The 5,435-nt window shown below is 67.0% G+C and carries 5 protein-coding genes; all 5 read right to left on the minus strand.

Going from position 1 to position 5,435, the window contains the following annotated elements; genetic code table 11:
• The coding region (locus ACK41X_RS22290) for an enoyl-CoA hydratase/isomerase family protein (RefSeq protein ID WP_409728147.1) at positions 1–477 on the minus strand (477 nt) is incomplete at its 3' end.
• A gap of 14 nt (positions 478–491) precedes the next feature.
• On the minus strand, positions 492–944 hold the full coding sequence (locus ACK41X_RS22295) for a PaaI family thioesterase (RefSeq protein ID WP_409728150.1): 453 nt from the start codon (positions 942–944) through the stop codon (positions 492–494).
• Between the two features lie 9 nt (positions 945–953).
• Positions 954–1,967 (minus strand): zinc-dependent alcohol dehydrogenase family protein, encoded by a 1,014-nt coding sequence (locus ACK41X_RS22300; RefSeq protein ID WP_409728152.1) that lies wholly within the window; start codon positions 1,965–1,967, stop codon positions 954–956.
• 48 nt (positions 1,968–2,015) lie between these two features.
• Positions 2,016–4,133 (minus strand): 3-hydroxyacyl-CoA dehydrogenase NAD-binding domain-containing protein, encoded by a 2,118-nt coding sequence (locus ACK41X_RS22305; RefSeq protein ID WP_409728155.1) that lies wholly within the window; start codon positions 4,131–4,133, stop codon positions 2,016–2,018.
• A gap of 12 nt (positions 4,134–4,145) precedes the next feature.
• Positions 4,146–5,354 (minus strand): acetyl-CoA C-acetyltransferase, encoded by a 1,209-nt coding sequence (locus tag ACK41X_RS22310; protein ID WP_409728158.1) that lies wholly within the window; start codon positions 5,352–5,354, stop codon positions 4,146–4,148.
• Positions 5,355–5,435 lie beyond the last annotated feature (81 nt).

Raw genomic sequence — 5,435 nt, forward strand, 5'->3', positions numbered from 1 at the left:
TTGCCGCGCGCGTACGGCCCCGATCAGGCGCGTGACCCGCACCGTCCCGCCGCCGGCAGGAATTGCCCCGAGCCTGATTTCGGGCAATCCGAAGCGGGCGCGCTCCGACGCGATAATGAAATCGCAACAGACTGCCAGTTCGAGCCCGCCGCCGAGCGCAACGCCGTCAACCACGGCGAGCGTCGGCTTTGGGCAATGCGCCAGACGGTCGAACAAGACGGCGTCCTTGGTGAATTGCGCACGGGCCTGCTCTGCCGAGCCGAGGCTCGCTGTCATTTCGCCAATGTCGAAGCCGGCGCAAAACGCCTTCGCACCGTCGCCGCGCAGGACGATCGCGCGTACCGAGGGATCGCGCTCGAAATCCTGAAGCTGTTCTGTGAGTTCGCGACGCATCGCCGCGCTCAGCGCATTCATCGGCGGCGCTGAGATCATCGCGGTGGCGATGCCGTTTGCAATCTCCGATACAATGCGTCCCATCCGGGTTCCCGCCGCTATCCGCCACCGGGCAAGAGCGTCAGCACGGAGGACGCCGTCGCCAAGACAGCGCCTCCGCTCTCGCTGCGCAAGCTGGCCCGCGCGAAACCGTTGCGCCGCCCGAGCCGGTCGACCTCGCCTTCGGCCAGCAAGTGTCCGGGCTTCACAGCCGTCAGAAACGAGACCGTCAGGCTGGCGGTCGCAAAATGAATATCGTCGTCGAGCGCGGTCATGATCGCCGCGGCCATCGCGAAGTCGAGCATCGCCGACACGGCGCCGCCCTGTACCACGCTTGCGCCCTGCAAGAACATCGGCGACGGCTCGAACCGCAGGGCGATCCGGCCCGCTTCGGCCGAGAGAATGGTCGTACCAAGCGCGACCAGCAATGGGGACGAATCGAAGGCAAGCGGGGCCTCGGGCTTTTCGAGAAAAGCGCGGATACGCCGGCGGTCCGGATTTTGCGCGCTCATGCCCTGCAATCAGCCAATCTCGATGCAGACCTTGCCGACATGATTGCCCCCCTGCAGCCATTCCAGCGCGGCCGGCAGTTCCGCCAATGGAAAGACCTTATCGACCACGGGCTTGATCGCGTGATGCCCGATCGCGCGCAGCATATCGGCAAATTGCCGCCGGTTGCCGAGCGCGACACCCACCACATTGAGCATGTTCATAGTGATCAGCGGCAGCGGAAAATCCAGCGAGGGCCCCGCGACCACGCCGATCACCGCCACCGTGCCGCCGAGTTTCGACGCGCGGATCGACTGCTTGATGGTCCCGGCGCCGCCGACTTCCACCACGAGGTCGACGCCGCGGCCGTTCGCCAGCCGGCGCGCGGTTTTGCCCCATTCCGCGTCATCCGTGTAGCTGATGACGTGGTCGGCGCCGAGCGCGCGCAACCGCTGCAGCTTGGCCTCGCTCGACGAGGTCGCGATCACGGTCGCACCGGCGGCCTTGGCGAATTGCAGCGCAAACAACGAGACACCGCCGGTTCCCTGCGTCAGCACGACGTGTTCGGGTCCGGTCTTTAGCGCAACGCGGACCGCGCTCCAGGCGGTCAGGGCGGCGCAGGGCAGCGTCGCGGCCTCCACGAAGCTGAGCTGCGGCGGAATCGCGAGCAGCGCATCGGTATTGAACACGCGATACTCGGACGCCACACCATCGGCGAGACCGCCCGGCGCATCGCGCAGCAGAAATTCCTGCGCCTCGCCGTCCTGCCAGAACGGAAAGAAGCAGCCGACCACGCGGTCGCCGACTTTCCACTCCTTCACACCCGCTCCAAGCTCGGCGACTTCGCCGGCGCCGTCGGAAAGAAGGATCAGGTTTTCGCGCTTCTGCATGCCGCCATATTTGCCGTCGAGCGTCAGCAGATCGCGGAAATTCAGCGACGCCGCGCGCATGCGCACCAGCACCTGTCCCGGACCGGGCTTCGGATCGGGAACGTCGCGCAATGCGAGATTGGTAAGGCCCAATCCACCCATCACCATGGCTTTCATCGGGTCATCTCCCTTGCACGGCCTCTGCCGCATGGCGCATCGGCGCCCTCACAACTCATGAAATTTCCGGTTGTCCCTCGCCATGTCGCGCAGCATGGCGGGCACCGCGAAGCGTCCGCCGAAGCGCGCGGCATAGTCGTCGGCACGGCGCGCGAATTCGCCCGAGCCGATGCGGTCGACATAGGAGAAGACGCCGCCGAGATGCGCCGGATAGCCCCAGCCCAGCACCGCGGCGAGATCGCCGTCGATCGGGCGCGTCACGATCCCCTCTTCCAGCGTTCGGATCGCTTCCAGCGACTGCACGTAGAGGAGGCGTTCGCGCACCGTCGTCTCATCGAGCGGGGAAGGCGTGGTGCCGAGGCAGGCGGCGAGCCCGTCCCACGGATCGCGCAGCTCGCCATCATATGTATAGACGCCGTTGCCCTTGACCTTGCCGACACGGCCGGCCGCGGCGAGCTTCTCCACCGTCTCGCGCGCAACGCTGCCGCGATCGGCGACGCGATTGCCGTCGCCGCGCATGGAGGCGAAAATGTCCTTCAAGAGGGGCATCGTCACCATGTCGCAGAGCGACACCGGGCCAAGCGTGAAGCCCGCATTGATCGCGGCATTGTCGATCAGTTGCGGCGCAACGCCCTCGGCCAGAAGATTCATGGTCTCGCTGGAATAGGTCGTGACCACCCGGCTGGTGAAGAAGCCGAGGCCGTCGCGTACCACCACCGGGGTCTTGTCGACGGCCTTGAGGAAATCCAGCGCACGCGCCAGCGTCGTGTCGGAGGTATCCGCAGTGCGGATGACTTCGACCAGCGGCATGCGCTCCACCGGCGAAAAGAAATGCAGGCCGATCATGCAGGCCGGGTCGGGAATGGCGGCGGCAAGCTCGGTGATCGGAATGCTCGATGTATTGCTGGCGATGGGCGTCCCGGGACGCGCGGCTGTGGCAGCCTTCGTCAGAACCTCGCGCTTGAGATCGGCGCGTTCGAACACCGCCTCGACCACGATGTCGGCCTCGGCGATGCCGTCATAGGCCGCGCTCGCCTGAATGCGGCCGGTTACGTCGTCAGGTGAGCCGCCGCGCAGACGTCCGCGCGCGGCGTCGCGCGCGGCGCTCTTGGCGATGGCGTCGCGGGCCTTTTCCGCCATCTCGTCCGACACATCGATCAGTTCGACCGTCAGCCCGGCCTGCGCCGCCACATAGGCAATGCCACGGCCCATGACGCCGCCGCCGATCACCGCAACCCGCGCAGGCCTGGACGCCGGCACATCCTTCGGCCGCATCTTCATCGCCCTGGCTTCGGTCGTGCCGACGAACAAGGTGCGGATTTTCGCCTTCGCATCCGGGGAGGCCGCAAGCCGCGCAAAATGCCGGGTCTCGATGGCGATGCCGGCATCGAGACTGCGTTCCAGGCCGTGATGCAGCACCTGCAGGATGGCTTCGCTTGCGAGATCGCAGTTCGCGCTGCGCTTATGCAGCCGGGTCCAGCTCCCCATGAAAAACATGCGGCCTTCCGCCGATTGCGGCGCAAAGCCAGGCAGCTTGTAGCCCTTGACGTCAAAGGGCTGCACCGCATTCGGGTTGGCCAGCGCCCAGGCTTTCGCCGCCTCGCGCAATTGCTCCGGCGGCACCACCGCATCGATGATGCCCGCCTTCAGCGCCTCGGCCGGTTTCAGCCGCCGGCCTTCGAGCAGAAGCGGCGCTGCCGCAGCGATCCCGATCAGCCGGGGCAACCGCTGCGTACCGCCCCCACCCGGCATCAGGCCGAGCGTGACTTCCGGCAAGCCGAATCGCGCCGACGGCACATCCGCCGCGATCCGGCGATGGCAGGCGAGCGCGAGTTCGAAGCCGCCGCCGAGCGCGGTGCCATTCAGCGCCGCGACCACCGGCTTGCCGCCGGTTTCGAGCCGGCGCAGCGCCTTGAGAAACGGCGTCACGATCGCGATTGCATCGTCAGGGGTTGCGACGCGGCGCAACTGGTCGAGATCGCCGCCTGCCAGAAAATCGCGCTTCTCCGAGGTGAGCACGATGCCCTTGATGCTCTCGTCTGCGAGCAGGCGCTCGATCAGCGCGGCAAAGTCCACATTGTCCTGCGCGCCGAGCGTGTTCACCGCGCCTTCGCTGTCGAACACAACAAGCGCAATGCCGTCGCCGAGGCTGTCCTGCCGGATCATGGTTCTGCTCTCTCAGACCCGTTCGATCAGCGTCGCGACGCCCATGCCAAGCCCGACGCAGAGGGTGGCAACCCCGCGCTTTGCACCGGTCCGCTCCAGTTCGTCGACCAGCGTGCCGATCAGGATATTGCCGGTGGCGCCGATCGGGTGACCCATGGCGATCGCGCCGCCATTGACGTTGACGCGGTCGTGCGACACGCCGGTCTCCTCCATGAAATGCAGCACCACCGAGGCGAAAGCCTCGTTCACCTCGAAGAGATCGACATCGTCGAGCGTCAGCCCGGCGCGTGCCACCGCCTTGCGCGCGGCCTCCCCCGGCGCGGTCAGCATCAGGCAGGGCTCGCAGCCCACCGTGGCGAAACTGACAAAGCGCGCGCGCGGCCTCAGATCGAGCGCCTTGCCGAGCGCGGGCGAGCCGATCAGCATCGCAGCCGCACCGTCCACCACGCCGGAGGAATTGCCGGCGGTATGGACATGGTTGAGCCGGTTCACCTGCGGATAGCGGTGGCGCACGATATCGCCGAAGCCGCCCTTCACCGCCATCGTCTCGAAGGCCGGCTTGAGTTTGGCAAGCGCCGCCATATCGGTGCCGGGCCGCATATGCTCGTCGCGCGACAGGCATTGCGTGCCGTTAAAGTCTTTCACCTCGATCACCGACCGCGCAAAACGGCCCTCGTCCCAGGCCCGCGCCGCACGCTTCTGCGACTCCACGGCATAGGCGTCCACGTCATCGCGCGAGTGGCCATCGAGGGTTGCGACCAGATCGGCGGCGACGCCGAGCGGCGTAAAATTGGTGATGGTGTTGAACTCGGCGTCGCTGCCCCAGGGGCCGCCGGTGCCGCCCATCGAGATCAGCGACATCATCTCGACGCCGCCCGCGATCATGCAATCGGCCTGGCCTGCCATCACCCGCGCGGCCGCGGCATTCGCCGCATCGAGGCCGGACGAACAGAAGCGGCTCACCACCGCGCCGGAAATGCGCTCGTCGAAACCGGCGCGCAGCAGCGACGAGCGCGCAATGTCGGCGCCCTGGTCGTCGACCGCATCGCCGCAGCCGAACACGATGTCGTCGATGGTCGTGCGGGTGCAGCCGGTGCGCGCGTCGAGCGCCTTCAGCACGGTGGCGCCGAGATCGATCGGAGACAAGGTATGCAGGCTGCCGGTGGCGCGGCCCGAACCGCGCGGCGTGCGCAGGCAGTCGTAGATCAAGGCCTCGGCCATCATGCGCTCCTGCCCGTGGCGGCCGGTGCGAGGCAACCCCACACCAACGTTCCGTTGTCCCGAACGCCCTTTCCACTATTC

The sequence above is a fragment of the Pseudorhodoplanes sp. genome, assembly GCF_046289595.1.
Lineage (GTDB): Bacteria > Pseudomonadota > Alphaproteobacteria > Rhizobiales > Xanthobacteraceae > Pseudorhodoplanes.

Coding starts and splice junctions, on each gene's coding strand:
- ACK41X_RS22300 (WP_409728152.1), bottom strand. CDS start 1,967: ATGAAAGCCATGGTGATGGGTGGATTGGGCCTTACCAATCTCGCATTG.
- ACK41X_RS22305 (WP_409728155.1), bottom strand. CDS start 4,133: ATGATCCGGCAGGACAGCCTCGGCGACGGCATTGCGCTTGTTGTGTTC.
- ACK41X_RS22310 (WP_409728158.1), bottom strand. CDS start 5,354: ATGGCCGAGGCCTTGATCTACGACTGCCTGCGCACGCCGCGCGGTTCG.
- ACK41X_RS22295 (WP_409728150.1), bottom strand. CDS start 944: ATGAGCGCGCAAAATCCGGACCGCCGGCGTATCCGCGCTTTTCTCGAA.